The 24,657-nt window shown below is 41.8% G+C and carries 22 protein-coding genes; 16 read left to right on the forward strand and 6 right to left on the reverse strand.

Translation table 11 applies throughout. The features are described 5' to 3' along the window. Positions 1–51: 51 nt before the first annotated feature. The 12 genes from sucD to priA all read left to right on the forward strand — a co-directional run bounded on the left by sucD (position 52) and on the right by priA (position 14,077). Positions 52–930, forward strand: coding sequence for a succinate--CoA ligase subunit alpha (sucD, locus tag SKC37_RS00965; protein WP_377979674.1), 879 nt, complete (start codon positions 52–54; stop codon positions 928–930). Positions 931–1,000: 70 nt separating this feature from the next. Then, positions 1,001–2,122, forward strand: coding sequence for a DUF4271 domain-containing protein (locus tag SKC37_RS00970; RefSeq protein WP_377979675.1), 1,122 nt, complete (start codon positions 1,001–1,003; stop codon positions 2,120–2,122). An 86-nt stretch (positions 2,123–2,208) separates the two neighbouring features. Then, the gene (locus tag SKC37_RS00975) at positions 2,209–2,988 is read left to right on the forward strand and encodes a uroporphyrinogen-III synthase (protein WP_377979676.1); all 780 of its coding nucleotides are present in this window, start codon (positions 2,209–2,211) and stop codon (positions 2,986–2,988) included. A 63-nt stretch (positions 2,989–3,051) separates the two neighbouring features. Next, a complete protein-coding gene (locus SKC37_RS00980; protein WP_377979677.1) occupies positions 3,052–4,044 on the forward strand; it encodes a PorP/SprF family type IX secretion system membrane protein in 993 nt (330 codons plus the stop codon). A gap of 155 nt (positions 4,045–4,199) precedes the next feature. Then, positions 4,200–5,351, forward strand: coding sequence for a T9SS ring complex lipoprotein PorK/GldK (gene porK, locus SKC37_RS00985; protein WP_377979678.1), 1,152 nt, complete (start codon positions 4,200–4,202; stop codon positions 5,349–5,351). Positions 5,352–5,385: 34 nt separating this feature from the next. Then, positions 5,386–6,123: a type IX secretion system motor protein PorL/GldL gene (porL, locus tag SKC37_RS00990; protein WP_377979679.1), complete on the forward strand. Its 738-nt coding sequence runs from the start codon at positions 5,386–5,388 to the stop codon at positions 6,121–6,123. A 2-nt stretch (positions 6,124–6,125) separates the two neighbouring features. Then, entirely contained in the window at positions 6,126–7,718 is a 1,593-nt protein-coding gene (porM, locus tag SKC37_RS00995) for a type IX secretion system motor protein PorM/GldM (protein WP_377979680.1), read from the forward strand. A gap of 10 nt (positions 7,719–7,728) precedes the next feature. Then, on the forward strand, positions 7,729–8,646 hold the full coding sequence (locus tag SKC37_RS01000; protein WP_377979681.1) for a gliding motility protein GldN: 918 nt from the start codon (positions 7,729–7,731) through the stop codon (positions 8,644–8,646). A gap of 99 nt (positions 8,647–8,745) precedes the next feature. Further along, positions 8,746–10,221: a pyruvate kinase gene (pyk, locus tag SKC37_RS01005; RefSeq protein ID WP_377979682.1), complete on the forward strand. Its 1,476-nt coding sequence runs from the start codon at positions 8,746–8,748 to the stop codon at positions 10,219–10,221. Between the two features lie 29 nt (positions 10,222–10,250). Beyond that, entirely contained in the window at positions 10,251–11,012 is a 762-nt protein-coding gene (locus tag SKC37_RS01010) for a lysophospholipid acyltransferase family protein (RefSeq protein ID WP_377979683.1), read from the forward strand. A 6-nt stretch (positions 11,013–11,018) separates the two neighbouring features. Next, on the forward strand, positions 11,019–11,603 hold the full coding sequence (gene gldD, locus SKC37_RS01015; protein WP_377979684.1) for a gliding motility lipoprotein GldD: 585 nt from the start codon (positions 11,019–11,021) through the stop codon (positions 11,601–11,603). Further along, complete coding sequence (priA, locus tag SKC37_RS01020; RefSeq protein WP_377979685.1) at positions 11,594–14,077, forward strand: replication restart helicase PriA; 2,484 nt, start codon at positions 11,594–11,596, stop codon at positions 14,075–14,077. The genes gldD and priA overlap by 10 nt, the downstream gene beginning before the upstream one ends. Here priA and SKC37_RS01025 read toward each other — a convergent pair. After that, entirely contained in the window at positions 14,074–14,796 is a 723-nt protein-coding gene (locus SKC37_RS01025) for a nitroreductase family protein (RefSeq protein ID WP_377979686.1), read from the reverse strand. The genes priA and SKC37_RS01025 overlap by 4 nt on opposite strands. 94 nt (positions 14,797–14,890) lie before the next feature. On the opposite strand from SKC37_RS01025, the gene SKC37_RS01030 reads away from it, so the two are divergent. Next, positions 14,891–15,460 (forward strand): adenylate kinase, encoded by a 570-nt coding sequence (locus SKC37_RS01030; RefSeq protein ID WP_130896053.1) that lies wholly within the window; start codon positions 14,891–14,893, stop codon positions 15,458–15,460. 13 nt (positions 15,461–15,473) lie between these two features. Then, complete coding sequence (obgE, locus tag SKC37_RS01035) at positions 15,474–16,568, forward strand: GTPase ObgE (RefSeq protein ID WP_377979687.1); 1,095 nt, start codon at positions 15,474–15,476, stop codon at positions 16,566–16,568. Here the strand turns inward: obgE and SKC37_RS01040 are convergent. The 5 genes from SKC37_RS01040 to SKC37_RS01060 form a co-directional block, all read right to left on the reverse strand. Further along, positions 16,560–17,471, reverse strand: a complete 912-nt coding sequence (locus tag SKC37_RS01040) for an SDR family oxidoreductase (RefSeq protein ID WP_377979688.1) — start codon at positions 17,469–17,471, stop codon at positions 16,560–16,562. The two genes, obgE and SKC37_RS01040, sit on opposite strands and share 9 nt — an antisense overlap. Beyond that, positions 17,468–18,394 carry a hydroxymethylbilane synthase gene (hemC, locus tag SKC37_RS01045; RefSeq protein WP_377979689.1) on the reverse strand — a complete coding sequence of 309 codons (927 nt, stop codon included), beginning with the start codon at positions 18,392–18,394 and terminating at the stop codon, positions 17,468–17,470. Before hemC ends, SKC37_RS01040 begins: the two co-directional genes overlap by 4 nt. Before the next feature lies 1 nt (position 18,395). Then, positions 18,396–19,526 carry a DNA polymerase III subunit gene (locus SKC37_RS01050; RefSeq protein ID WP_377979690.1) on the reverse strand — a complete coding sequence of 377 codons (1,131 nt, stop codon included), beginning with the start codon at positions 19,524–19,526 and terminating at the stop codon, positions 18,396–18,398. A 26-nt stretch (positions 19,527–19,552) separates the two neighbouring features. Then, entirely contained in the window at positions 19,553–20,632 is a 1,080-nt protein-coding gene (locus SKC37_RS01055) for a hypothetical protein (RefSeq protein WP_377979691.1), read from the reverse strand. Positions 20,633–20,705: 73 nt separating this feature from the next. Continuing rightward, complete coding sequence (locus SKC37_RS01060) at positions 20,706–20,945, reverse strand: type B 50S ribosomal protein L31 (protein ID WP_130896059.1); 240 nt, start codon at positions 20,943–20,945, stop codon at positions 20,706–20,708. A 535-nt stretch (positions 20,946–21,480) separates the two neighbouring features. On the opposite strand from SKC37_RS01060, the gene SKC37_RS01065 reads away from it, so the two are divergent. Both SKC37_RS01065 and SKC37_RS01070 read left to right on the forward strand, forming a co-directional pair. Further along, the gene (locus tag SKC37_RS01065; protein ID WP_377979692.1) at positions 21,481–23,931 is read left to right on the forward strand and encodes a ribonucleoside-diphosphate reductase subunit alpha; all 2,451 of its coding nucleotides are present in this window, start codon (positions 21,481–21,483) and stop codon (positions 23,929–23,931) included. 79 nt (positions 23,932–24,010) lie between these two features. Then, positions 24,011–24,655 (forward strand): lysoplasmalogenase, encoded by a 645-nt coding sequence (locus tag SKC37_RS01070; protein ID WP_377979693.1) that lies wholly within the window; start codon positions 24,011–24,013, stop codon positions 24,653–24,655. Positions 24,656–24,657: the final 2 nt, after the last annotated feature.

A 24,657-nucleotide genomic window follows, 5' to 3' on the forward strand; every position in this document is an offset into this window, starting at 1 on the left:
TTTTGTACCTTTGGAAAAATTTTTCGCCTACGTTATTATAACCCCTACGAAATGAGTGTTTTAGTAAATAAGAATTCAAAAATTATTGTTCAAGGTTTCACCGGAACTGAAGGATCTTTCCACGCGGAGCAAATGATCGCTTACGGAACCCAAGTGGTAGGTGGTGTTACACCCGGAAAAGGTGGCGCTAAGCACTTAGATCACCCTATTTTTAATACAGTAGCAGATGCAGTTGCTTCTACAGGAGCTGATACATCCATCATTTTCGTTCCACCAGCATTTGCTGCGGATGCGATCATGGAAGCTGCGGATGCAGGAATTAAAGTCATTATTTGTATTACGGAGGGTATCCCTACGAAAGATATGATTGTGGCGAAAGAATATATCTCGAACTTCGAGACTCGTTTAATCGGACCTAACTGCCCAGGCGTTATGACGGCTGACGAATGTAAAGTAGGTATCATGCCAGGCTTTATCTTCCAAAAAGGTCGTGTAGGTATCGTTTCTAAATCAGGAACGTTAACGTACGAAGCAGTAGATCAATTAACCAAAGCAGGTTTAGGCCAAACAACAGCGATCGGTATCGGTGGTGACCCTATCATTGGGACAACAACGAAAGAAGCAGTTGAATTATTAATGAACGACCCAGAAACAGAAGGTATCGTGATGATTGGTGAGATCGGTGGCGGTATGGAAGCGGAAGCGGCTCGTTGGATTAAAGCAGATGGTAACCGCAAGCCAGTCGTTGGTTTTATTGCTGGCCAAACAGCTCCTAAAGGACGTCGTATGGGTCACGCAGGTGCGATCATCGGTGGTGCTGATGATACAGCAGAAGCGAAGATGAAGATCATGCAAGAGTGTGGAATCCACGTGGTTTACTCTCCAGCGGATATTGGCGAGACGATGATCAAAGCATTAGCTGCGAAATAATTTGAATTAATTTCAAGGAATGATTCCTTTCTTTTTAAAATCTGCTCATTTGATTCCATCTCGGAAAACGATGAGCAGATTTTTTTTATGGGCTTTATTACTCCTTTCAGGTAGCAGCCAGGCTGCCTGGAAGAAAGTGTATACTTTTGAGCGTGATTGGTTAGTTTACCAAGAGGCTTGGAAAAGTTTCTTGCCCTATGTCTCTTCGAAACATTATAATTACCATTCGAAGTCCTTGGAATTGCATCCACAAGATTTCCCCAAAGCTTATCTAGCCATATATCCGAAAGAAAATTACCACCTTTTTCTGCAAGGAACCTTGTTTAAGGCTTTGAAGAAAGGGGAGACCTATCGTTTGCCTCTAGATAGCTTACAGAACAAAGTCATTTTTACTGTTTACGCAGAAAATTTAGAGGGATTGCCTGGGGATTTCTCTTTGGAGCGGGATGAAAAGGTAGTTGTAACAGAAAAAGCGGATTTCTTTTCTCTTCAAACGAGGTACGGTGCTCCCTTTTCTAACTTCTTTTTATTGAGTCTACTCGTTATTATGACCTGTTTGGGGTTATTATTTGCGGCCTACCCTCGAGTTTTCGCCTCGTTTTATCGGTATTCAGATTGGATTCGCTGGGAGGTGAAAGATGAGGTTTGGATGAGGCGTCCCTTTGCTTTACCTAATTTGCTGGTGCTGTTTACCTTGAGCTTAATAACCTCCTGTTTGGCTTATTTGATCGGCTTTAAGACGGCACAAAAAGAAGAGTTCTTTAGTAATGCAGATAATTTTGTGACAATTTGGCCTAGTTTCCTGTTTATTTTTTCCAAATTAGGGTTGTCCTTTATCCTATTTATTTCCCGGTTCTTTGTCTATTATTTATTTACGGATCTCTTTAAATTAAAGGGGTTGGCTAACGTGCACTATTTTAAATCATTACAAACTAATTTGCAGTTTTTTACCGCTTTGTTTGCTATCCTTTGTTTGTATTCAGTCTATAGTGGGCCTGCCACATCGATTGATTTTACCTATTTCTTATATCTAGTTGACTTTTATTTCATTTTCCGTTTTTTCTATTTTTTTCAGTCCTTTCAAAGGAGTTTTTCCTTTCCGCGTTTGTTCCTTTTCATCTACTTGGTCATTATCGAAGGACAGATTATCTTGTTTGGTATCAGGGAATTAATTTTTCCTACCTACATCTAGGGCGGGATAATTTTCTGAGAAAAAATGTCGTATATTTGCACTCTGATTTTTAAGACTAGTATTTTTCTGGTCCAAATTGTTTGATTATGAGTAAAACTGCAACCGAAGAAACGAGTCGTTTAAAGAAAGTAAAGAGTATTTTAGTTACTCAATCTGCACCTGCAGATGCTAAATCCCCTTATTTCGAGATTGAAAAAAAATACAATGTAAAGGTTGATTTTAGACCCTTCATCGAAGTGCAAGGGATTGCTTATAAAGACTTTAGAAAGCAAAAAATTGAACTTCTTCAGCACACGGCTATTATTTTTACTAGCCGCCATGCGATTGATCATTTCTTCCGTATGTGCAAAGAGGCTAAGCAGGAAGTTCCTACGGATATGAAGTACTTCTGTATTACGGAGCAAACTGCGAATTATTTGCAGAAATATATCGTTATCCGTAAACGCAAGGTATTTACAGGTACGCGCACTGCTCTAGATTTATTGGAGATAATTAAGAAACACAAGGGAGAAAAATTCTTGTTCCCTTGTTCAAATAAGCGTCAAAAAGATCTTCCAGATTACATGGGTACAAACGACTTTCAAATTACGGAAGCGGTGATGTACGAAACAGTTTCGGCAGATTTATCAGATTTAGAGAATGTATTCTATGATGTGATTGCGTTTTTTAGCCCATCAGGAATCACCTCTTTATTCCATAATTTCCCTGATTTTAAACAAAATAACACGCGTCTAGCCGCTTTTGGTCCTACTACGGCACAAGCGGTGGTCGATGCAGGTTTAATCGTAGATATTCAAGCGCCTATGCCCAATGCGCCGTCGATGACCGGTGCACTTGAACATTACATTAAGCAAGTAAATAAATAATAAAAAAGCCTCATTCGTTGAGGCTTTTTTATTATTTTTAGCCAAGCAATTTTCATCCAACGAATGGCATTTATTCAGAGTCAACTTAATAAGCTATACTTCTCTCTTCTAATAGGGGTAATCATGCTGTTAACGAACTCTGAAGTTATTGCCCAGCAGGGTCCACAATTCAGCATCTTTTCAGCTAATTCAAACATTGTAAACCCAGCCTATTCAGGCTGGAAGTCAAATAATTACGTTGCTCTTCAGTTCAGAGACCAATGGACAGGCTATACTACTTCTAATGACGGATCTGGGACGCTTGGTACCACCTGGGTTTCTGGTTCATTTAGTATTGCCAAACAAGCAGGACTTGGCGTGCAATTTTACGCAGACAAAACTCCCTCAGGTGTTTCACAGCAATTAATTCAATTTCAGGGATCGTATCATTTGAGCAGACCTGAGGGTTTGTGGTCCTTTGGATTATCAGTAGGATTGCAAACGAAAGCCTTTGATGGTCGTGCCTTTCGGGTCAGAGATCCGAATGATCCAGTGGCTAACTTAGTTTCAGGTTCTCCTGTTAGTCAAACACAACCAGACTTTGGGCTGGGTGTCGTTTATTCAAGAGAAAATTGGCAAGTAGGAATTACGGCAGATCATTTAACGGCCCCAGCCTTTGATTTTAATGGTGCGACTGCTTCTATGCCATTAGAACGGGCATTGGCACTTCATGGAAGTGGGGAAATACCTTTGAGTGATTATTTTGACGTACTGCCTTATGGTTTAGTTCGCTATTATAGTGGTCAATTCGTCCCAGAGGGAGGCGCCCGGGTCTTTTATAATAAACTTATTTATGCGGGAGCAGCTTATCGGAATGGCGATGCAGCGATGGGTTTGTTGGGAGTTTCTATTCTCCAAAACAAATTGGATATAGGCTATGCAATTGATATTACAACTTCTAATTCATTGAACAAGAAGCCCTTATCGCATGAAGTGTTTTTGAGATTCCGAATTCCAGAAAGAACAAGTAAACAAAAGCCAGCTCCTATACGTACTCCCAGGTTCCGAATTTTATAGCGGGATCATGGAAAATTATGTTGAAAGCTATTCTTTTGTTAGAATATTCCTTTAAATTTGGGGAATTTGTAAATTCTGTGACGAGTTTATTTTTGATTAGAGGCAATATAGTATTTGCCTTAACGTTTAGAGCAAACAGAAATTTAAATAGGTGTATGAATTTTCATAATCTGAATAAAAAGTTAGTCTGGTTATTTTCTTTACTTGTTATTGCCGTAGCGATTCAGAGTTGCGGGTCTAAAAGTAGTACAGGAGGTAAAACATTGAGTTCGAGTAAATCGGCCAACTCAACTACAAAATCTAAAGGCTTAAAAGGCTTGTTTTTCAAGCCAGCAACGGAGGATCCGGGCGTTTTTAACGGAGAAATCGTTGCAGTCAATCGCAAGGGTTGGTCTCAACCCACTCCTTTTGGAATGGTATTAGTTCCATCGGGCAGTTATTTAATGGGACAAGGTGATGAAGATCCCTCTCGTGCAGCCATCAATTTTCCGCGCCGTGTTACTGTGTCAGCCTTTTTCATGGATGATACGGAAATAACAAATTACGAATACCGTCAATTTGTTGAAACGCTTCTTAAGGACTCTTTGTCTACGTTGGGAGAAACAAAAATTATGGCAGACTACTATCCAGACACCACTCGCTGGGCAGAAGATTTGAAAATGCCAGGGTACCAAACACGTGATTTTACGTATGGCGATCCTATGACAGAAAACTATTTTTCAAGCCCAGCTTTTGATATGTACCCGGTAGTGGGTGTTAATTGGTCTGCAGCGAAGTATTTCTGCGATTGGCGTTCTAAATTGATGAATACCTACCGTAAATCACAAGGTTTGGCTAATCTTCCTCGTTTTACTTTACCTACCGAATCAGAGTGGGAGTGGGCGGCTCGCGGTGGACGTGCTTCGGCTAAATACCCTTGGGGGAATCCTTATTTAGCTAATGCGAAAGGTTGTTTATTAGCGAATTTCAAACCGCACCGCGGTAATTATGATGCGGATGGTTATGAGTATACTGCTCCAGCAAATGCCTACAGTCCAAACGACTATGGCCTCTATAATATGGCTGGTAATGTGGCTGAATGGTGTGAAGATGCTTTCGAGGAAAATGCCTCTGCTGTCACTTGGGATTTGAACTCTATTAACCGTGATGCGAGTAATCCACGTAAGGTAGTTCGTGGAGGATCTTGGAAAGATATGGGTTACTATCTAGAAACGGGTACACGTACCTTTGAATATGAGAAAAACAAAAGGTCCTATGTAGGATTCAGATGTGTGATGCGTTACTTAGGGCGCCCTACATCGAGATAAGAAAAACGAAAATCTATTATTAAGAATTAACAAAATGGAAAAGTCGATTAATGTAATTGCCAGTTTTGGTGCCGCTATTGTAATTGTGGGCGCTTTATTTAAAATCTTGCACTGGTCAGGTGCGAACGAAATGTTGATGGTAGGTATGTTTACAGAGGCCGCTATCTTTATTTTGTTTGGTGTTCTTTACATGAAGTCTAAAGAAGAAAAGCATTACGACTGGGAAAAGGTATATCCTGAATTAGCTGGAGAGGCTCCTCGTCCTGCGGCGGCACGTCACACGGGTGATGTTCCAGGTTTAGATGCTGAGGCAGTAGCTCATTTAACCAAAAGTTTGAAATCGTTAACGGATACAGCCAACAGTTTATCTGAGATTTCTAAAGCTACAGGAGCTACGCAAGATTTCGTTAAATCATTAAATTCATCTGCAGAGTCTTTAGGTGGATTAAACAAGTCCGTTTCTGAGGCGTCACAATCATTAGCGACTATTTCAGCATCTTCATCTGAAGCGGCTAAATACACGCAAAATTACGCGAAAGCTGGAGAGTCTTTGGAAAAATTAAACGCAGTATACGAAGCGGAAATTCAAGAAGCTAGCAAGCACATGAAAGCGATCAACGGTTTCTATGGTAACGTGAATAGCAGCGTAGAGCACATTGCTGCGACTCAAAAAGATGCAGAATTATTTAAGGCAGAATTAGCGAAATTAAACGCAAACATTCAGTCTTTGAATCAAGTATATGGTAGTATGTTAACAGCTATGAAAGGCTAATTATGGCAAGTTTAAAAGAGACCCCCCGGCAGAAAATGATCGGGATGATGTATTTGGTGTTAACTGCCTTGCTCGCGTTGCAGGTTAGTGATGCCTTATTGCAGAAGTTTGCCTTATTGAATAGTAGCTTGGAAATGGCGAATCAATCATCCTTGAGCAAAAGTAAAGGTATGGTGCAAGGTATCGAGGAGCGAATTAAAGATCTCCCGAATCCAGCAGCTTATGCCGATGTATTGAAAAAAGCGAATGAAGTGCGTCGTATTACTGATGCTTTGGTAGGTCACATCGAAAATTTGAAAGGCCAGGTATTAGAAGCGGCTGGTGGTATTGATCCCGAAACTGGTAATATCAAAAACCCGAAAGAAGAGGAAAAGATCTACGAAATAATGGTAGGTGGAACTAAACAAGGGGAAGCTTATAAGTTGATTCCCTTGTTTGATAAATATATAAAGGAGCTAACTGCATCAGCTGATCCAGGAACTAAATTCCCCTCATTAGCTTTAGAGGCAAAAGATATTCCATCTGCGCAAAAAGATCCGAATCAAGCGAATAAGGATTTCGCTGAATTTAATTTTGAGCATACGCCAGTGGCAGCAGCTTTGGCTACTTTATCTCAAAAGCAATCAGAGATTCGTCGGTATGAAGCGGAAGTGTTAAATCAATTAGCGGCTAAAGTGGGAGCTAAGGAAATTAAGTTTGATAAAGTCTTTGCTCAAGTTTCTGCCAATGCCAATACGGTAGTGGCGGGTATGGAGTACCAAGCGGAGGTGTTCATTGCAGCGACCTCTAGTGGATTTACACCGCGTATGAGTCTGAATGGTTCTTCTGTACAGGTTGTGGATGGACGTGGACAAATTAAATTTAAAACTTCCGGAGGCGGGTTTGATGCAAACGGTTTGGCAAAAAAGACCTACACAGCGTCGGTTTCTTACATGAGCCCTACGGGACCTAAAACGGAAACAATCACCAAAGAATATTTTGTATTAAAGCCCACTTATAATATTGAGACAGGTACTTTACCTGCACTTTACTTAGGTTGTGCGAACCGTTTAAGTGTGGCGAGTGCTGGATTAGGTGCGCTTTGGAATCCAAGTTTTACAGCAGAGGGCGGAGAGACAATTGCAGGAACTAATAAAGGCAAAGTGACGATTGTTCCTACCTCCTCTACGGTAACATTAAATATTAATAATGGGGGAACCTTATTGGGTAAAGAGACATTCAGAGTTCGTCGTGTCCCAAGACCTGAGATTCGAATTGTAGGAAGCGGAGGATCTGAGTTGAATGATAAAAGTGGTGAAAATGCTGCTGGATTACGTTTTGTGAATGCAAAAGCTATCGCAGATGAGTCGTTTGCAGCAACTAATCCAGACGACGCAAACTACCGCGTATCTGAAATAGAAGTGGCGCTTGCACGTGGCACGAAGCGGGTAGCCTCAGTTACCCTGCCAGGAGGAGGATCTATTTCTTCCTTAGCAAGTCAAGCACAAACGGGTGACCGCTATCGGATTGAAGTGAAAGGAGTACAACGTAAGAATTTCAAAGGAAGTATTGAAACGATACCATTTTCATTCGTCAAAGTCATTCCATTGAATTAATCGTATTTATATGAAGTTGAAGCATATTTTATTGGCTGGATTCTGTTTGATTTCTATGAGCATTTTTGCTCAAGAAGCATCCTCTAATCCTAATCCTAATTCTGCCCATCCGATTGATGAGGCGGATGTTCAATACCGTGCCCAAATTTGGCGTCGAATGGATTTGAACGAGAAAATTAATCAGCCATTTTTTGCCGAGAACAATCAAATTTCTAAATTTTTAATTGAGGGTGTTAAGGCTGGTCTTTTGACTCCCTATACAAACGACTCTTTAAATACTAAGTTAACCTTAGATCAATTTATTGATCGCTTAAAAATCAAAGGAAAGTTAGAAAACGGCGGTTTAACAGCAGAGGAAATTGCAGCAGGTTTTGGTGGAGAAGCTAAGCCAGCTGCGACTACAGGTGCTGCTGATGGGGTTGATGATGGTTGGGGTACGAAGAAAGCAGCTAGCTCTACTGCAGAGAAAAAAGTGGTGGATGATTTCGATAAAGGGCCTATCGTTGCAGGAGTAGATTATTACATCCCTAAGCAATTGTCCATTCTTGAAATTAAAGAAGATGCGATCATTGATCGTAAACGCTCTCGTTTGTATTTCGATATTCAAGCGATCACGCTAAAAATTCCAGCTTCTGCTTCGGATGCGGGTTTAGAAGATGCTGTTGCTTCATTCCGTTTTAAAGACGTATATAAGTTCTTTAAGAATAACCCGAACTGTATTTGGTTTAATTCTACAAATGAAATGCAACACAGAAACATGGCTGATGCTTTTGATTTACGCTTTTTCAGTGCTCGCATTATCAAGAAAGGAAATGCGGCGAATAAAGATATTTTTGATCAATTCCCTAATGAAAAAGAGGCCTTAAAGAAATCACAAAAATTAGAGCAACAGCTGCAGGATAAAGAAGCAGAAATGTGGGAGAATTAATCCTCAAAATCTTATTTTAATACAATTTAAACCACCTTTTGGTGGTTTTTTTTGTGTAATAGATGTAACTTGCAATGTTAATAGAATCTAATCCATATTATGTCGTATCAACGCAAGACAAAAATTGTAGCCACAGTAGGTCCCACATCAGAATCAAGAGAAGCATTAATCCAATTAGCTCAGGCAGGCGTAAACGTTTTCCGCTTAAACTTTTCCCATGGAACACATGAGGATCATTTAGAGCGTTTAAAAACGATTCGTTCTATCTCAGAAGAAATGGGTTTGAACTTAACGGTTTTACAAGATTTACAAGGTCCTAAAATTCGTACACAATTAGTGGAGAATAATGGCGTGCCTTTAGTAGCCGGCCAACAGTTAATCTTTGCCATGGATGAAAATCTGTTAGGAACATCTGAAAAAGTAGGTACTACGTATACATCGATGTACTTAGATGTGAACCCAGGTGAGCGAATCTTAATGGATGATGGTAACTTAGAAGTAAAAGTACTTTCGGTTGATAAAGTGAAGAAAGAAGTAGTGACAGAGGTGATCTACGGTGGTATTTTGAAATCTAAAAAAGGAATTAACCTTCCAGGTACTAAGGTATCTTTACCTTGTTTGACCCCTAAAGATGAGGCTGATTTGTATTTTGGCCTTGATCACGGAGTGGATTGGGTAGCGTTATCTTTCGTTCGTAAGGCGAGTGATATTTGGGATATTAAAGAGAAGATTAAAGCTTATGGTAAGAATACGCGTGTAATCGCGAAAATTGAAAAGCCAGAAGCGATTGATAATTTAGATGAGATTATCGCAGCAACTGACGCCATTATGGTGGCTCGAGGTGATCTAGGTGTAGAAATGGACGGCGCAGTCGTGCCTTACTTACAAAAAGTAATGGTAGAGAAGTGTACGGCGGCAGGTAAGCCTGTTATCGTAGCTACACAGATGTTAGAGTCGATGATCACTAATCCTGTTCCTACGCGTGCGGAAACGTCTGACGTAGCGAATGCGGTATTGCAAGGTGCTTCAGCGACCATGTTGAGTGGAGAATCAGCTTCTGGTGCTTATCCCGTGAAAGCGGTTGAAACAATGGCTCACATTCACGAAGTGGTGGAGCAACAACAAAATGAAATTGAAATCGTACAAGGTAACGAAGCGGCGATTTACTTTAAGAATCACTCGTTAAGTGCATCGACTTCTGAAAATGTAGCTTTGCAAGATCGTTTAATTGCAGGTGCATGTCGTTTAGCACGTGACTCGAAAGCAAAAGCGATCTTATGTATCACGAATTCAGGTTATACAGCGTTCCGTTTATCAGCTCACCGTCCTAAGGCAGATTTATTCGTGTTTACATCGAATAAGGAATTGATGTCTACGATGGGCCTATTGTGGGGAGCGCGAGTGTTCTTCTACGATCCAGGTACGGGTAACGCAGAGAAAACAGTAGCTGCGATGGTAGACAAATTGAAGCAAGATAACTTGTTGTCTAAAGGAGATATCTTCGTGACGACATTATCTGTTCCAGCGAATCAAGACAAGAAAACAAATACAGTTCAATTAGGTGTAGTTGAGTAAATCCTAGATTTAGGGCGCTCGTTTAGATTATGAAAAACAAAAGTTCTTTGCTTTCATCACTTTTAAAAGGGCTATACACTTTCTGGGCAGGATTAGTATTCGTATTGATCTTCTTGTTATTATACCCATTGATCTTTATTTGTCTTCAAAGACGATCATGGAAAAGAGTTGCTCATCGGCTTGTCGGGCTGTGGGGGCAACTCTTTTTTCTTTTTGCAGGAATTCGGGTCAAAGTGACTCATCACTTTAAGCCAGATCCTATGCAGAACTATGTGTTCTGTGCAAATCACTTCTCCTATGTGGACATTGCGCTCGTCGTGGTGATTATTCGCCATTATTTTTCTTTCGTTGGGAAGAATGCAATGAAGAAAATTCCGCTTTTTGGCTATCTCTATGCTCGTTTAAATATCTTAGTGGATAGAAGTGATAAGAATAGTCGCGCGAGTTCATTAAACCGCTCCATTCGAGCACTGCAAGCTGGACGAAGTATTGTTATCTTTCCTGAGGGCGGTATTATCTCTAAGAATTTCCCCTATATGGCAAATCCACTGAAAGATGGAGCCTTTATTATGGCTATTCAACAACAGGTGCCTATTGTTCCCATGAGCTTTCATAACAACCATCAAATCATGGACGAGGATACACTGATGATGCGTCCAGGTTTATTGCAGGTGGAAATTCATCCGCCCTTTGAAACGAAGGGTTTGACGATGGAAGATTTACCAGTTTTGAGGGAAAAAGTGTTTGAATCCATACAAAATCCTATCTTAGCGTATTACGGTTTAAAATAAGCGAATATGCGTCTTTTTCTCCTAGGTTGTATCTTGACCTTGTTTTCTTGTGGGACTGCTTCAGTGGAAGATAAATCCTCCTTGCCGCGTCCCAAGGGATTCCCTTTGATAGCTATTCCGTCTCATCAATACATGGCTCTTGAAAATGGCCACCCGTTCAGTTTTGATGTGTCTAAGCAAGCCAATGTTAAAAAGGACACCTTTGCTTTAGCGGAACCCCATTGGATGTATATCTATTATCCTCGTTGGGATGCTTTTATCCAGTTGACTTATAAATCAGTAGGCGGCGATCGCAAGAAGTTGGATAAGATGATCCGAGATTCCTACATCTTAGCCTCTAAACACCAAATGAAAGCAAATCGGATTGAGGATGCGATTTTGACGACACGTGATGGCCGCAAAGCGACTGTGATCGAATTAGAGGGTGAGGTGGCTACCCCTTTTCAGTTTTTTGTGACGGATAGTACGACGCATTTCTTGCGGGGGGCAGTGTATCTAAATACGGCAATGAAAAATGATTCATTGGCTCCGGTTATTCGGTATTTAAAAGAAGATGCTATTCACCTGATTCAAACCTTGCGATGGAAATAGGGGAGGAGAAAACGGTTTTTGTGGATGCCTTGCTTCCGCTGCCCATTCCTCGGTATTTTACCTACCGGGTACCTCGGGAATGGGCGGAATTTGTTCAGTCTGGATTGCGGGTGGTGGTGCCTTTTGGGACGAAGAAAGTCTTGACGGGTGTTATTGTCTCGGTTCATCATAACCCGCCGAAGCAATACCAAGCGAAATATTTATTGGAGATTTTAGACGATTCTCCCCTGGTTACGTCTTCTCAAATCGCCCTTTTTCAGTGGGTGGCTGACTATTATATGTGTTATCCTGGGGAGGTATTTCAGGTCGCTTTACCGGCTGGTTTGAAGATTTCGAGTCAATCTAAGGTGCAAGCGAATCCTGAATTTTCGAGCCCTGAAACGTTGACGGATAAAGAATTAGCCCTCTATGTAGAAATCCGAGATAAAGGTGCTTTGACTTATGATGAGTTAGCCAAATTTGCGGAAGTCAAAAGTCCCTATCACCTCATTAAGGCCTTAGTAGGAAAAGATGCGGTGATTATTTTTGATGAGCTAAAAGACCGCTACACCCCTAAAGTGCAGCGCAAGGTGCGTTTGGTAACTGCTTTTGAGGACAAATTAGTCCTGACTGATTTAATTCAATCGCTGGAGGAGAAGCCAAAGCAACTGGCCATTCTCTTGCATTATCTGCAATACATTCCGGTACTAAGAAGCCCAGAAACGAACCAAAAAGGTCTCGCAAAAAATAGTTTTAGCCAAGTTGGATTATCAGAAAGTTCCCTGCAAACTTTAGTGAAGAACGAGGTTTTTGAGATTTTTGATATCGTCGTTTCACGTTTTGATGAAGCAGATGAAAATTTTGTACCCTCTACCTTTACCTTGAATGCCCCACAGGAAAAGGCTTATCATTCAATTTTAAGTCAATTCCAGGAAAAGGATGTCGTTTTATTACATGGAATTACGGGTTCAGGGAAGACAGAGATTTATATTAAGCTGATTCAGGAAGCTTTAGCGAATGGAGATCAGGTCCTGTATTTACTGCCAGAGATTGCCTTGACGACACAGATTGTGGTTCGTTTAAAGCGGATTTTTGGGGAGCAGGTAGGGATTTATCATTCGAAATTCTCGGATAACGAGCGGGTGGAGGTTTGGAAATCCATCGTGGAGGGGAAATATCCTTTTGTGGTGGGCGTGCGTTCCTCCGTTTTTCTACCATTCAAGAATTTGGGATTGATTATTATAGATGAAGAGCACGAAACTTCCTTTAAACAAGCAGATCCGGCACCACGCTACCACGCGCGGGACGTGGCGATTGTCTTAGCTCATCAGCAGAAAGCAAAAGTTTTGCTAGGTTCTGCGACGCCATCGATGGAGACGTATTATCAGGCCAAACAAGATAAGTATGGCCTCGTGGTCTTAAAAGAACGTTTTGGAGCAGCTCAATTACCGGCGATGCATTTAATCGATACGAAATATGCGAATCGGATGAAGCAGATGAAAGGCGGATTTTCGGTGGATTTGATTGAAGTGTTGGCAGATAATTTGAAGCAAGGGAAGCAAAGTTTATTGTTTCAAAACCGCCGTGGCTATTCCCCTTATCTCCAATGCCAAGACTGTGATTGGATTGCGACTTGTCACCAATGTGATGTGTCTTTAACTTATCACGCTAGGGAACAAGAATTGCGTTGTCACTACTGTGGCCACCACGAATCTCTATTGCATCGTTGTGGGGCTTGCGGTTCAGCTCAATTAAAAACGATGGGATATGGCACGGAGAAACTCGAGGAAGAATTGCAATTGCATCTTCCAGATGCACGTGTAGCCCGTATGGACTTAGATACGACGCGTTCTAAGACCGCCTTTACGAGCTTAATTACGGAGATTCAGAAAGGGCAGGTGGATATTTTGGTAGGAACCCAAATGGTAGCCAAAGGCCTTGATTTCGATGGGCTCTCTTTGGTGGCTATTTTTGATGCAGATAAGATTATCAATTTTCCGGACTTTAGAGCCCATGAAAGAGGCTTTCAGCTGATTACTCAAGTGGCCGGTCGTGCCGGCCGCCGTGAAGTACAGGGTCAGGTGTACATTCAGACGAATCAACCTACACATCGCTTGTTTACGTATATTCAGGAGGGAAATTACGAACAATTGTATGCAGACGAAATGATCGAGCGAGAGGGCTACCATTATCCTCCATTTACACGTTTGATTAAGCTGGTGATGCGCCATTACGAAGCACGCAATGTAGAATCGGCGGCGAAAGATTTGGGGCAATTGTTAAAAGCCAAATTCGGGAATGGTCGCGTATTAGGTCCAGAGAAACCCTTGATCGAACGCATTCGGAATCAATATGCGATGGAAATTCTGATTAAACTAGAGAAAGGCGTGGCGTTAGCCGCCTTCAAAAAGCAGCTTCGGGAGGAGTTAGATACCCTCAGCACGAAGCCAGCTTTCAAAGGCGTTCAAATTATTGTAGACGTAGATTGCAATTAGCGTACGTGTACCACTTCTTCATAAGGAACTCTAAAACGGGGTCCCCATACTCCCTCTTCCGTTCCTTTACCCACCGAAATGACCATGTTGATTTCTGCTCCAGCAGGTAGATTTAAGTGTTTCTTCACTCGCTGTGCGTCAAATCCTTCCATGGGGCAAGATTCGAAGCCCTCTGCCGCAATTGATAACATAAAGGTTTGTGCTGCCAGGGCACATGATTTGTGGACCATCACGCGTTGATCAGCCTTACCACCAAAACGCATCATCGGTTTTTTCAATCCCATCCAGAAACAGATGTTCCAGCGAATGAACGTAGAAATGCCAAAGATATCGTTGCGGTATAATAATGGAATAAGCTTGCCGTAGTATTCTAGGCCTCTTTTTTGCATCTTGCTGGGTTCGCCTTCGATGGAATCTTGCACTAATTTCAAGTTCCAAGCCGCTCTTTGTTTCCAAAGGTCCTGACGAGTTACAAATACGACCATATGGGCGGTATCTTTTGCCGCAGATTGTCCTAGGCAAAGCTGGTGAAATGCTTTCTTTTCTTCTTCACTTTTGATCCAATAAAACTCCCAAAGTTGCATATTGCTACTATTAGGGGATAAAATGGAACGTTGTAAGCTTCGTTCGATGACGGCATCATCCACTTTTACCGTGGGGTCATAGCGTCTATTGGAACGTCTTTTCTGAATTATCTCTTCGAATTTTGTTGAAAGCATCTCTCTTTTTTTTATGCCAAATATAGCAGAAAATCCCTGCTTTTGCCTCTGATTTGATTACCTTTGTGGTTCGAAATAATTAACCCACATTTATATGCTTAATCTTGTTTTATTTGGGCCTCCAGGGGCAGGCAAAGGCACTCAGTCCGCAAAATTAATTGCGAAATACGGTTTAATCCATTTGTCAACAGGTGATTTATTGCGTGCAGAGATTTCTGCTGGTACTACTTTAGGCTTGGAAGCAAAGAAATTGATGGATCAAGGTATCTTGGTGCCGGATGCAGTAGTGATCGGAATGATCGAGAATAAATTGAACGAGAATAAAGAGGCGGCGGGTTTTATTTTTGATGGTTTTCCTAGAACGGAGGCGCAGGCTCAAGCTTTGGACAACTTATTAGCAGGTCATCAATTAGCGATTAATCACATGATTGCATTAGAGGTGAGCGAAGAGGAATTAACACAGCGTTTATTAGAACGTGGTAAGACTTCAGGCCGTCCAGATGATCAAAACGAAGAATTAATTCGCAAACGCGTGCAAGAATACGGCGAAAAAACAGCTCCAGTAGCTGGATATTACGCTGCTCAAAATAAATTCTCAGGAATTAATGGTATTGGCGAAATTGAGGAGATTTTCTCTCAAATCATCGCTATTATCGAAGCATAATTAACAAAATAGAATGACATCTAACTTTATTGACTACGTCAAAATCAATTTACGTTCCGGCCGAGGAGGAAGCGGTTCATCCCACTTTCGGAGGGAAAAACACGTGCCTAAAGGTGGTCCAGATGGTGGCGATGGCGGTCGTGGAGGTCATATATACCTAGTTGGAAGTACGCAACTTTGGACATTGATTCACTTGAAATACCAGAAGCATATTATTGCTGATAGTGGAAATGGTGGCGAAGGCGGACGTCGTTCCGGTTCAGAAGGAGAAGATGTATTCATTCAAGTTCCTTTAGGAACCATCGTGAAAAATGCGGAAACGAATGAGTTTATCGCGGAAGTAACCGAAGAAGGCCAAAAGATATTAGTTCTTCCAGGGGGCCGAGGTGGTCTTGGAAATCACAATTTTAAGTCATCCACGAATCAATCTCCTCGCCACGCGCAACCGGGTGAAGCTGGACTAGATGTATGGGTGGTGATGGAATTGAAAGTGTTAGCTGATGTAGGTTTAGTGGGTTTCCCGAATGCGGGAAAGTCAACACTTTTATCGGTTCTTTCTGCTGCTACTCCTGAAATTGCGGACTATCCTTTCACCACGTTAGTGCCTCAATTAGGGGTTGTCGAATACCGGGATGAAAAGTCGTTTGTGGTAGCAGATATCCCAGGTATAATCGAGGGAGCTTCTGAGGGTAAAGGTTTGGGATTGAGATTCTTACGCCATATTGAGCGAAACTCTATTTTATGCTTTTTGATTCCATCGGATGCTGAAAACTGGGGAGAGGAATACCGAATTTTAACGGGCGAATTAGAGAAATACAATCCGGAATTATTAGGAAAACGCCGGGTGATTGTGGTCTCTAAAATGGATCTTTCGATTCCTGAAATGGAAGAGGAAATGCGCGAAAGCTTGCCCAAAGATATTCCCGTATTATTGATTTCATCGGTGACACAGGAGGGAATTCAAGAATTAAAAGACTTACTTTGGACTACCTTATTGGACGAAAATAAAGATTTTGGAAAGATAAAGGAAGCACCTGTTCTTTTGGATCTGCCGGTGGTTAATCCGATGGCGGATGAAATGATGGAAGATCCGGAAGCGTTAGACTAAATCAGCTACTTGCTGCGCCATAATGGCGATACCCTCTTGAAAAGTTCTAGGTGCATAACCTAGGACTTTTTTTGCTTTATCGAGTACAAAACCTGTGCGAGCTGGTCTTTTGGCTGTTTGTTGGAACGTAGATGAATCAGCTTTTTGCAGTAAGGATTTGTCTAATCCATAATAATCTGCTGTCATGACTGCCATCTCATAAGGAGTTAAGAAATCTGATCCGGAGATGTTGAAAATACCTTCCACTTCGTCTTTTGAAAGTAACCAGCAACCCATCGCTAAATCTTCTGCTAACGTAGGAGTGCGGAACTGATCCGTAACAACTTGGATCGTTTTGCCGTCTTCCAGGGATTTTTTTACCCAAAGCACAATATTTGATCGGCTCATATCCGGCACAATGCCATACACTAAAACGGTGCGTGCAATGCTCCAGCGAATGGTTGATTCAAACAATAATTGCTCTGCTTTTAACTTGCTTTCGCCGTAATAGGAGATGGGATTTGCTACACCCTCTTCGGTATAAGGACCAGATGCTCCATCAAAAATAAAGTCAGTCGATAGATGGCATAAATAACTATTGTATTTTTCGCAGGCCTGAATGATAAATGCCACCGCATCCACGTTTAATAAATCACAACCTTCACGATCTATCTCACAGGTATCTACATTGGTCATTGCAGCGGTGTGAATCACTAACTCGGGCTTGTATTGGTCGAAAATTGTATTCACCTCTTCTTGAACTGTAATATCAAGGGATGCATAAGTATAGCCATCGGTTATGGGTAAACGATTTGCTCCACGGGCGGTGGCGATTAAATCGACACTAGGTTGTTGGCGTAGCAGTTCGACTAGTTTTTGGCCTAACAATCCATTGGACCCGGTGATTAATATGCGTTTTTTCATGACCCTAATTGCTGTCTGATTTTTCGTAATAATTGATGTGCGCCCAGATGAATGAGCTCCATGGCGACTTCTTTGCCTAGTAAGGCTGAATCCGTTCCTTGAGCGGAATGGACAATATTTTCAACCCCATCCAGACTTAAAACTCCTGCTTGTAGCGTTAATTTATCCCCACTGAAATGCGCATGTCCATATACAGGAACGCTACAACCACCCTCTAAATGGGCTAATAAATGTCTTTCAGCTAACAAGGCAGCCTCCGTAACAGGATGATTGCAAGCCTTACGAACAATAGCTTTAATGCTTGAGTCTAAAGAAATTGCACATTGAATCGCTACCGATCCTTGACCTACCGCCGGGACAAATTGATCCAAACTTAGGTGTTGTGTGATATAGGATTCCATTTCCATCCGGTGGACGCCAGCAAAAGCTAGCAGCATTGCATCGCAATCACCGTTTTTTAATTTCTCTAACCGTGTCTGCAGATTCCCCCGCATTTCTACTGCCATATGCTGTGGGTAGAAATGACTCAAGAAAGCGCGTCTACGTGTAGAAGAGGTTCCGATGCGCAAAGGTTCACTTGATGCGAGTGTCTTCGCCGGATCTAGGCTTAAAACAACATCCTGCGCCGCCTCTCGCTCCGTGAAAGCGATTAACTCCAATTCTGCGGGCAGATGTGATGGTAAATCTTTCGCTGAATGCTGTGCAATGTCGATTTCGCCCGTACACAACATGGCTTCTAATTCTTCTGTAAAAACTCCTTTTGAACCGATTTTAGAGAGTGAACGATCTAAAATTTGGTCTCCTTTCGTGGTGATCGATACGATTTCATAGTCTAATCCTTGCGTGGCTAGTAAGGCACCCACGTGGTGTGCTTGCCAAAGTGCCAAAGCCGAATTTCGAGTACCAATGCGTATCGTTTTCATATTAGGAGTTTTTCGTGTGGAAAACGCGTAATAAATGCAGTGATAAGTCCAGGTGTACCATTTTGGCTCGAGCATTGCGCTCTAAATGGTAGTGGACTTCGGATATTTTCTCCGTCATCGCCGCGATCTTATCGGTACTTAAGGTCTTCGAGAAGTTATCTACAAAGGCCTTTTCCTTTTCGAGCGATTTAATTAAGTTGCTCGCATCCGAAATTTGGTACAAACATTGTCTGAAAATATGGAGGCTGTAACTTAAAATGCCTTTCTGGTTTTCTTTAGCTAAACCGTCGAATTGGTCCGCTAATTGAACTAATTTGGTTAAATTTCGCGCATAAATGGCCCGCATCCACTCGGCAAACCAAGTGGTCGTGCTAAGATTGTCGGAGTTTGATTTCTCCAAAGCTTCAGAGATATTTCCCTCACAATTCACGGCGATTTGGTGCGCTTTTTCGGCATCTATGTCCGCTTTTTGGACTAAATAATCGGCTAAATCTTCCACCTCTACCGCTCCTACACTCACCCGCTGGGTTCTGGAAAGGATGGTAGTCAATAATTTGTCTGGTTCCGCACAAACAAGAATGAATAAAGTGGAACTAGGTGGCTCTTCTAAGGTCTTTAATAACGCATTTCCTGCGGCAGCGTTTAGTGTCTCTGGATTCCAAAGCATCACGACCTTAAAGGGGGCTTCAAACGGTTTTAGGCTGATTTTTTGTATCAATTTTCGGGTTTCTTCCACCGGAATGTTTCCTTGGCGATTCCCCTCTGCCCCCATATACCCCAGCCATTCGGGCAAGGTTCTGAAATAGGATTCTTGTATAAATTTTCGCCAATCAGGCAAAAATGCATCTGATTCCGCATCCTTTATCTTCTTCGTGATAACGGTCGGGAAGACATAGACTAAATCTGGATGAACACCACGCTGCAATTTCTGGCAACTGGGGCAAACACCACAGGAATCAGTTTCTGTTCGATTCTTGCAGAATAAGTAGGTAACAAAAGCATGCGCCATTGCGAGCTGAGCTCCTCCTGATGGGCCAACAAATAATTGTGCATGGGCGATGTGTTGATTTTGCACCGCAAGCGACAATGTTTTCTTGGTTTTATTCAGACCTGGAATGTCTTGAAATCGCATGAATAGGGCTTTTGTAAAAGAAAGAACTAATTTCGGAAAGATGTGTCCGCTTTCCAAATTTCATCCATGCTTTGGCGGAGATTTTCGGGGATTTCCTGATTTTTTAATTGCATCCAAGCGCAAGCAGAGGCAAACGCTTTTTCGAAGTCAAATGACTTCAGCGCTGGATACTCTCCAAAGCTAAAGGAGGGAATGAAACGCGGTGGAAAACCAATGCTCGAAAGATTGCAATGGCTTCCGATCACAGTTCCCGTATTCAGATGAGTTCCCACACCGGTGGTAACATAGTCGCCGATGATTTGACCTACAGACTTCATTCCCGTCTTGCGTAGCCCCTTTAGGGAGTAATCGTAAATAGAAACGGGCTGAATATCATTACGTAAGTTAGAGCCGGTCGTTAATGCGCCTAAATTTGAAAAGGATCCCACAATCGAGTTGCCTAAATAACCCTCATGCGCCTTATTGCTAAATGGGAAGAAAATACACTGGTTGATTTCGCCACCTACCTTGCAGCCTGGGCCTATCGTGGTGTTTGGTCGGATCTTTGCTCCTATGTTTGTCGTTGCGCCTGTTAGGAACGCCGCAGGACCCTGAATCAGTGTCCCTATTTGTATGTTTACTTCTTCTCCTATATAAATGGGCCCATTGCTGGCATCTAAAATACTTCCTTGCACCTGTGCTGAGGGGTGAATGTAGATGTTTTCAGAACAGATAAACGTATTGTTTCCGGGAGCAGGATTATTCCCCTTGATTTCAGCCCTCAAAAACTCGGCTTGGTGGGCTAGTAAATCTTCTGGATGCTGGAGGAAAGGAAGCTGAATTTCGATGTAGTATTTTCCCTGTCCTCTTTGGGCCAAAATACGACCCTGATTTACATACGAACTATCCTCTGGCAACTGGTCTAATAAGGCTAAAGTCGAAGCCAAAGGAAGAACAGCACTGAGTACCTGAATATCCGCCTGATTTGCATTCGAAACACGGGTAGGCCACTTGCTTTCTAGGGTACTCGTTCCAGCCCATAAATCAGCTATTTTTCGGTGCTGAGTAAGCGGTTGTAGAGCGGTCTGAAGCGCCAAATCCTCGAATAGATGTACTGTAAGCTGCATAGGACAAATCTAGGATAAAAAAAGCCTCCCCCCAAAGTATGGAAGAAGGCTTTTTGTATAGTCGTCAGAAAAATTACTTCGCGTAACGCTTGTTAAATTTGTCTACACGTCCTGTTGTATCTAACAATACGTTCTTACCTGTATAGAACGGGTGAGATTGAGATGAAACCTCTAATTTGTATACTGGGTAAGTAGCTCCTTCGAATTCTGTTGTCTCAGTAGTAGCAACACATGAACGAGTTAAAAACTTGTAATCTGCTGATAGATCGTGAAATACAACTTCTTTGTATTCTGGGTGGATATCTTTTTTCATGATAATGGATAATAGACGATTCCCTGCCGTCCTGTTTAAATAATGTTTTCCAAAGGGGATATTTGGACCTTACAATAAGGGATGCAAAATTACAGAATGTATTTTATTTTCCAACTATTTACCTTAACAAAAATTTTAGATATTTCCGCGCGATTTTTCCATCGTAATTTTTTTAAAAATAATTTTATAGCACTTTTCTAAGAAGGGATACGGCTAATGAATTGACTTGTGGGGGTTTGTATGTGGTATTTCAAATACGACCTTTTTTTATATTTTTTTTGGCCAAAAAATAGTTTGCACGGAGCCTCCTTTTTTTCTAATTTTACCAAGAGCACAATCAGCCAAAGATGCTTCAATTTTTGGTTTAGGAAAGCATAAAAACAAAACCGCCACACACTCAATTTGTTAACGCAAAAAGAGTCCAAAAGCTAAGAAAAAAATTCTCTTAACGCAGGGAATCTATTGTCTGTTTTTGCTGGGTTGGTTTTAACATTTATATAGATTACAAGTTTTAAATTATAATAGATAGATACACATGTACGTAGTAAAAAGAGACGGTCGTCGCGAATCAGTAAAGTTTGACAAAATCACCGCCAGAATTGAAAAGCTGAGTTACAGCTTAGATCCATTTTTTGTTCAGCCATTGGAGGTTGCTAGAAAAGTGATCACTGGTTTGTTTGATGGCGTTAAGACAACTGAACTTGATAATTTAGCGGCTGAAACGGCTGCCTCTTTGACGACAAAGCATCCGGATTATGCAGTTTTAGCGGCTCGTATCGCAGTTTCTAACTTGCATAAGAATACGTTGAAGTCGTTCTCAGCTACTATGAAACGCTTGTACACGTACATCGATCCTAAGACGGGTTTGAATGCAGCTCTTCTTTCGAAAGAGGTATACGACATTATTAAGAACAATGCCGTTGAACTAGATGAGGCAATCATCTATGACCGCGACTTTGGCTATGATTATTTCGGATTTAAGACCCTAGAGAAATCTTATCTACTAAAGCTAGATGGACAGATTGCCGAACGCCCTCAACACATGTTGATGCGTGTGGCGGTAGGTATCCATCAAACCGATATTGCAGCAGCGATTGAGACCTATAATTTATTATCTGAGCGTTGGTTTACTCACGCGACTCCGACCCTCTTCAATGCAGGTACTCCGAAGCCTCAATTATCGTCTTGTTTCTTGTTAACAATGCAGGACGATTCGATCGAAGGAATCTACGATACATTGAAGCAAACAGCGAAGATATCTCAGTCTGCTGGAGGTATTGGATTAAGCATCCATAACATCCGTGCTACAGGCTCTTATATCAAGGGTACGAATGGTACTTCGAATGGTATTATCCCAATGTTACGTGTATTCAATGATACGGCTCGTTATGTCGATCAAGGAGGTGGAAAACGTAAAGGTAGCTTTGCGATTTACTTAGAGCCATGGCACGCGGATGTATTCGAATTCTTAGAATTGAAGAAGAACCACGGTAAAGAAGAAATGCGTGCGCGTGACTTATTCTATGCCCTATGGATTCCAGATTTATTCATGAAGCGGGTAGAGAATAACGAGGAGTGGTCTCTTTTCTGCCCTCACGAGTGTCCAGGTTTAGCGGATACACACGGAGCTGAATTCGAAGCCTTGTATGAGAAATACGAATTGGCTGGTAAAGCACGCACAGTTGTTAAAGCACAAGAGTTGTGGTTTAAGGTCTTAGAATCTCAAACAGAGACAGGAACACCATACATGTTGTTCAAAGATCACGCGAACAACAAGTCAAACCAAAAGAACTTAGGTACCATTAAGTCTTCGAACTTATGTACAGAGATCATAGAGTATACAGCGAAAGATGAAGTAGCGGTTTGTAACTTAGCTTCTTTAGCGCTACCTAAATATGTGAACGCTGACGAAAACGGTGTTTTACGTTTCGATCACAAGAAATTATACGATGTGACAAAGATTGCGACACGCAACTTGAACAAGATCATCGATGTAAACTATTACCCAGTTAAAGAGGCAGAAAACTCGAACTTGCGTCACCGTCCTATCGGTTTAGGCGTTCAAGGATTAGCTGACGTGTTTATCTTGTTACGCATGCCATTTGAATCAGCAGAAGCGCAACAATTGAACAAAGATATCTTCGAAACAATCTATTTCGCAGCGATGGAAACATCGATGGAATTAGCGAAAGTAGAGGGTCCTTATTCTACTTGGGAAGGTTCTCCTATCTCGAAAGGGGTATTCCAATTCGATATGTGGAATGTGACTCCATCTTCAGGAAACTGGGATTGGGAAGATTTACGTACGAAAGTAGTAGAAAACGGTGTGCGCAACTCGTTATTAGTAGCTCCTATGCCTACGGCTTCAACGAGCCAGATTCTTGGAAACAACGAATGTTTCGAGCCATACACATCTAATATCTACGCACGTCGTGTATTGTCAGGTGAATTTGCGATCGTTAACAAGCACTTGTTGAAAGATTTGATCAAGTTAAACTTGTGGAATGATTCCATGAAGAACAAATTGATCATCGCGAATGGATCCGTTCAAAACATTCCGGAAATTCCTCAAAACTTGAAGGATTTATACAAAACGGTTTGGGAGATCAAGCAAAAGACTATCCTAGAGATGGCTGCAGATCGTGGAGCGTACATTTGCCAGTCTCAAAGTTTAAATATCCACATCCAAGATGTGAACTTCGGTAAATTAACTTCGATGCACTTCCACGCTTGGAAGCTAGGCTTGAAAACAGGTATGTATTACTTACGTACAAAAGCAGCAACGGATGCCATCAAGTTTACTGTGGAAAAACAAGCAGAGCCAGCTATCGAGCAAACGAATTTAGTGAACGAAACTGAATTAGTGTACTCAGAGGCAGCAGCGAAAGCAGCGGCAGCTAGCTTTGATAACAGTGCAGAACAAAATAAAGCAGATATGACTTGCTCTTTGGATAACCCAGAGGCATGTGAGGCATGCGGATCTTGATCCACACCTGCTATTAAATAACGAAAAGTCACTCAGCCCTTACTGTTGAGTGACTTTTTGCTTTTAAAAAAAGACACAGATGAAAAACATATTCATTAAATTGTTCTGGCTCGATGCGGTCATTGAGCTATTGTCTCCGTTACTATTTGCTTCCTATCCAGAAGTTCGACTTGTGTCGAAACCCTTGCTTTTGATTCTCCTGATGGGACATATCGCTATGGAAAATCCGAGGCCGGCGCTTTTCTTTACAGCCATTTTTGCTTTGCTAGGGGATGTGTTTTTAATGCTCCCAGGCGATAGTCCTTTGTACTTCCAGTTAGGTTTAGGGTCCTTTTTGATTATGCAGGTGAGCTATATTCGCCTTTTTGCTAAACAAGCTTCCGATGAGGCCTGGGTACCCGTTTTTGCACGAAAGCCTTTAGCTGGGGTGCTTATTTACGTATTCTCGTTTTTAGCCTTTTTAAACCCGTATTTAGCGGGAGGGATGAAGATTCCGGTGACCCTATACGCGTTTGCGCTGGGATCGATGCTGTACTTTGCGATTCGCCTTAGGAATCAGACCATTGTTCTGGGCGCATTTTTCTTTGTGGTTTCAGATAGCGTTTTGGCTTTTGGGAAGTTTTATTATTCTTTTCTGGGGATATCTTCGGTAGTTATGAGTACTTATATTGTGGCTCAATTGCTACTAATCAGTGCTTTGTGTAAATTGCAGCTTAAGAAATAAAT

The sequence above is a fragment of the Aquirufa esocilacus genome (genome assembly GCF_042715595.1).
Taxonomy (GTDB): Bacteria; Bacteroidota; Bacteroidia; order Cytophagales; family Spirosomataceae; genus Aquirufa; species Aquirufa esocilacus.

What these genes read in the sequence shown, in the direction of transcription:
- sucD (WP_377979674.1), top strand. Translation starts at nt 52, where the DNA reads ATGAGTGTTTTAGTAAATAAGAATTCAAAAATTATTGTTCAAGGTTTC.
- SKC37_RS00970 (WP_377979675.1), top strand. Translation starts at nt 1,001, where the DNA reads ATGAGCAGATTTTTTTTATGGGCTTTATTACTCCTTTCAGGTAGCAGC.
- SKC37_RS00975 (WP_377979676.1), top strand. Translation starts at nt 2,209, where the DNA reads ATGAGTAAAACTGCAACCGAAGAAACGAGTCGTTTAAAGAAAGTAAAG.
- SKC37_RS00980 (WP_377979677.1), top strand. Translation starts at nt 3,052, where the DNA reads ATGGCATTTATTCAGAGTCAACTTAATAAGCTATACTTCTCTCTTCTA.
- porK (WP_377979678.1), top strand. Translation starts at nt 4,200, where the DNA reads ATGAATTTTCATAATCTGAATAAAAAGTTAGTCTGGTTATTTTCTTTA.
- porL (WP_377979679.1), top strand. Translation starts at nt 5,386, where the DNA reads ATGGAAAAGTCGATTAATGTAATTGCCAGTTTTGGTGCCGCTATTGTA.
- porM (WP_377979680.1), top strand. Translation starts at nt 6,126, where the DNA reads ATGGCAAGTTTAAAAGAGACCCCCCGGCAGAAAATGATCGGGATGATG.
- SKC37_RS01000 (WP_377979681.1), top strand. Translation starts at nt 7,729, where the DNA reads ATGAAGTTGAAGCATATTTTATTGGCTGGATTCTGTTTGATTTCTATG.
- pyk (WP_377979682.1), top strand. Translation starts at nt 8,746, where the DNA reads ATGTCGTATCAACGCAAGACAAAAATTGTAGCCACAGTAGGTCCCACA.
- SKC37_RS01010 (WP_377979683.1), top strand. Translation starts at nt 10,251, where the DNA reads ATGAAAAACAAAAGTTCTTTGCTTTCATCACTTTTAAAAGGGCTATAC.
- gldD (WP_377979684.1), top strand. Translation starts at nt 11,019, where the DNA reads ATGCGTCTTTTTCTCCTAGGTTGTATCTTGACCTTGTTTTCTTGTGGG.
- priA (WP_377979685.1), top strand. Translation starts at nt 11,594, where the DNA reads ATGGAAATAGGGGAGGAGAAAACGGTTTTTGTGGATGCCTTGCTTCCG.
- SKC37_RS01025 (WP_377979686.1), bottom strand. Translation starts at nt 14,796, where the DNA reads ATGCTTTCAACAAAATTCGAAGAGATAATTCAGAAAAGACGTTCCAAT.
- SKC37_RS01030 (WP_130896053.1), top strand. Translation starts at nt 14,891, where the DNA reads ATGCTTAATCTTGTTTTATTTGGGCCTCCAGGGGCAGGCAAAGGCACT.
- obgE (WP_377979687.1), top strand. Translation starts at nt 15,474, where the DNA reads ATGACATCTAACTTTATTGACTACGTCAAAATCAATTTACGTTCCGGC.
- SKC37_RS01040 (WP_377979688.1), bottom strand. Translation starts at nt 17,471, where the DNA reads ATGAAAAAACGCATATTAATCACCGGGTCCAATGGATTGTTAGGCCAA.
- hemC (WP_377979689.1), bottom strand. Translation starts at nt 18,394, where the DNA reads ATGAAAACGATACGCATTGGTACTCGAAATTCGGCTTTGGCACTTTGG.
- SKC37_RS01050 (WP_377979690.1), bottom strand. Translation starts at nt 19,526, where the DNA reads ATGCGATTTCAAGACATTCCAGGTCTGAATAAAACCAAGAAAACATTG.
- SKC37_RS01055 (WP_377979691.1), bottom strand. Translation starts at nt 20,632, where the DNA reads ATGCAGCTTACAGTACATCTATTCGAGGATTTGGCGCTTCAGACCGCT.
- SKC37_RS01060 (WP_130896059.1), bottom strand. Translation starts at nt 20,945, where the DNA reads ATGAAAAAAGATATCCACCCAGAATACAAAGAAGTTGTATTTCACGAT.
- SKC37_RS01065 (WP_377979692.1), top strand. Translation starts at nt 21,481, where the DNA reads ATGTACGTAGTAAAAAGAGACGGTCGTCGCGAATCAGTAAAGTTTGAC.
- SKC37_RS01070 (WP_377979693.1), top strand. Translation starts at nt 24,011, where the DNA reads ATGAAAAACATATTCATTAAATTGTTCTGGCTCGATGCGGTCATTGAG.